The following is a 2,782-nucleotide window of genomic DNA, read 5'->3' on the forward strand; positions in this document are numbered from 1 at the left end:
GCGCCGGGGAGGCCCTGCGTCAGCGGTCGACGCGTTGCCAGTGCCCCTCGCGCAGCAGCTCGTGCGGGAGGAAGCGGGCCTTGTAGGCCATCTTGTCGCTCTGCGCGATCCAGTAGCCCAGGTAGAGGTGGGGCAGGCTCAGGTCGCGGGTCTGGCGCAGTTGCCACAGCACGTTGTAGGTGCCGTAGCTGACGCCGGGCTCGGGCTCGTAGAAGGTGTAGACCGCCGAGAGCCCGTCGCCCAGGATGTCCAGGATGGACACCATCTTCAGCGCGCCGCCGGGCTCGCGGAATTCCACCAGCCGCGAGTTGACGCGGCTCTGCAGCAGGAACTGGGTGTACTGGTCGACGCTGTCGTGATCCATGCCGCCGCCGCTGTGCCGGCCGGCCTGGTAGCGCAGGTAGAGCTGGTAATGCTCGTCGCTGTAGCCCAGCCGCATGACCCGCGCCTGCAGGTGCTGGTGCTGCGCCCAGGCGCGGCGCTGGCTGCGGTTGGGATGGAAATCCGCCACCGGGATGCGCATCGGCACGCAGGCCTTGCAGCCATCGCAGTAGGGCCGGTAAGTGAACATGCCGCTGCGCCGGAAGCCGGCCGCCACCAGGCTGGAGTAGGCGTCGGCATGGATCAGGTGGCTGGGCGTGGCGACCTGCGAGCGGGCCTGGCGGTCGCTCAGGTAGCTGCAGGGATAGGGCGCGGTCGCATAGAACTGCAGCTCGGCCAGCGGGAGTTCCTTGGGATGCGTCACGGTCAGGGCCTGTCGGACGTTGCGCGCGAGTCGGTCGAGGAGGGGATCGGCGGGGAGCCGGCGGCCGCGCGGTCGGCGTCGCCGAGGCCCAGGTGGGCCCACAGGCGCGGATGATAGGTCCAATCCCCCGGCGCCGGCAGGTGGGCATGGGCGTCCAGGTGGGCCTCGAAGGCCTCGCGCGTGACGGGTGCCGCGCCCAGCGACGCCAGGTGCGCCGTCTGCTGCTGGCAGTCGATCCAGGGGATGCCGAATTCCCGGCACAGGCAGACCAGCGCGGCCAGCGCGATCTTCGAGGCGTCGGTCCTGCGCATGAACATCGACTCGCCGTAGAACATGCGGCCGAGGTTGACGCCATAGAGCCCGCCAGCGAGCTCGCCGTCCATCCAGGTCTCGACCGTGTGCACCGTGCCGTCGCGGGCGAGCTGCAGGTAGGCCTGCTGCATCTCGGGAACGATCCAGGTGCCGTCCTGCCCGTCGCGCGGCGTGCTGGCGCAGGCCTTGAGCACGGTGGCGGCGGCGCTGTCGACGCGGATCTCGCACCCCGGCGTGCGGATGAAGCGGGCCAGCGTCTTGCGCAGCGAGCGCGACAGCTTGAAGTCCACCGTCTTGAGCACCATGCGCGGATCGGTGGTCCACCAGAGGATGGGCTGACCCTCCCCATACCAGGGGAAGATCCCCCGGGCGTAGGCCGCCCTCAGGCGGGCGGGCCGCAGGTCGCCGCCGGCCGCGAGCAGCCCCGGCGCGTCGCTGCGCGGACCCAGCGCGCGGCGGGTCGGCGGGAAGTCCAGGGAGTCATCGTCGAGCCAGGGGATCATCCGCTTCATGGTAGCGTGCCGGCTTCTTTCGACGACGTCCCGCATCCCCCTCGTTCCCATGATCACCCTCTACGGCATCCCCAACTGCGACACCGTGAAGCGCGCCCGTGCCTGGCTCGACGAGCAGGGCCTGGCCTACCAGTTCCACGACTACAAGAAGCAGGGCGTGCCCGCGCAGCGGCTGCCGCGCTGGATGGCGGAACTGGGCTGGGACAAGGTGCTGAACCGCGCCGGTACCACCTGGCGCAAGCTGGACGACGCGACCAAGGCCGGCGTCACCGACGCGGCCTCGGCGGCTGCGCTGATGAGCGAGCAGCCAAGCGTGATCAAGCGCCCGGTCGTCGAATGGGACGATGGCCGCCTGAGCCTGGGTTTCTCGCCCGAGCTGTTCGCGTCGCACGCCCCGCGCTGATCGGAGGTCCGCCATGTTCACCGGCATCGTTCAAGGCATCGCGCAGGTCGCCCGCATCACCGACAAGGAAGGGCTGCGCAGCTTCACCCTGGACTTCCCCGACGGCTTCTGCCGCGACCTGGAGATCGGCGCGTCCGTCGCCTGCGACGGCGTCTGCCTGACCGTCACCGCGCTGGACGGCGACCACCGCGCCGACTTCGACGTGATGCTGCAGAGCCTGAACCTCACGACGCTGGGGCAACTGGGCGTCGGCGGCCGGCTCAACGTCGAGCGGGCCGCCAAGGAAGGCGCCGAGATCGGCGGCCATCCGCTGTCGGGCCATGTCGACTTCATGGCCACCGTCGCGTCGATCCGCCGTCCGGCCAACAACCACGTCATCCGCATCGCGTGCCCGCGCCATGGATGCGCTACATCTTCCCGAAGGGCTACATCGCGGTGAACGGCGCCAGCCTGACCGTGGCCGAGGCCGGCCGCAATGCCGACGGCTCGGGCTGGTTCGAGGTCTGGCTCATTCCCGAGACGCTGCGCATGACGACCTTCGCCGACAAGGGCGAGGGCGCGCCGGTCCACATCGAGATCGAGCGCCAGACCCAGGTGATGGTGGACACCATCCGCGATGCGGTGGCGGAAAAGATCGGCGCGCTGATGCCGGCGCTCCAGGCATTCGCCAGGGAACGGGGTCTCGACCTCGGCGCGGAATGAGGCGTGCGGGTGCCCCGCATAGTCCATCGCCGCTGTTTCGCCATCCCTACAACACCAGATGACCTAAGTCATCGCCGCCGCGCGACGCGGACGCGTCCCGCGGCGCGC

Annotated in this window: 3 protein-coding genes and 1 pseudogene; 2 read left to right on the plus strand and 2 right to left on the minus strand. The window is 70.0% G+C overall.

Annotated elements, in window-relative coordinates; genetic code table 11:
• Window positions 1-19 precede the first annotated feature (19 nt).
• Together FUT87_RS25760 and aat are read right to left on the minus strand one after the other, a co-directional pair.
• A complete protein-coding gene (locus FUT87_RS25760; protein ID WP_091732664.1) occupies window positions 20-745 on the minus strand; it encodes an arginyltransferase in 726 nt (241 codons plus the stop codon).
• A gap of 2 nt (window positions 746-747) precedes the next feature.
• On the minus strand, window positions 748-1,560 hold the full coding sequence (aat, locus tag FUT87_RS25765; protein ID WP_147242833.1) for a leucyl/phenylalanyl-tRNA--protein transferase: 813 nt from the start codon (window positions 1,558-1,560) through the stop codon (window positions 748-750).
• Window positions 1,561-1,618: 58 nt separating this feature from the next.
• Between aat and FUT87_RS25770 the strand changes: the two genes are divergently transcribed.
• Window positions 1,619-1,972, plus strand: a complete 354-nt coding sequence (locus tag FUT87_RS25770; RefSeq protein WP_091732668.1) for an ArsC family reductase — start codon at window positions 1,619-1,621, stop codon at window positions 1,970-1,972.
• 13 nt (window positions 1,973-1,985) lie between these two features.
• Window positions 1,986-2,674, plus strand: a pseudogene (locus tag FUT87_RS25775) (riboflavin synthase subunit alpha).
• Window positions 2,675-2,782: the final 108 nt, after the last annotated feature.

The organism is Mitsuaria sp. TWR114, assembly GCF_007997345.1.

Bases quoted from the DNA above. Each gene is read 5' to 3' on its own strand.
- aat (WP_147242833.1), bottom strand. From the start codon at position 1,560: ATGATCCCCTGGCTCGACGATGACTCCCTGGACTTCCCGCCGACCCGC.
- FUT87_RS25770 (WP_091732668.1), top strand. From the start codon at position 1,619: ATGATCACCCTCTACGGCATCCCCAACTGCGACACCGTGAAGCGCGCC.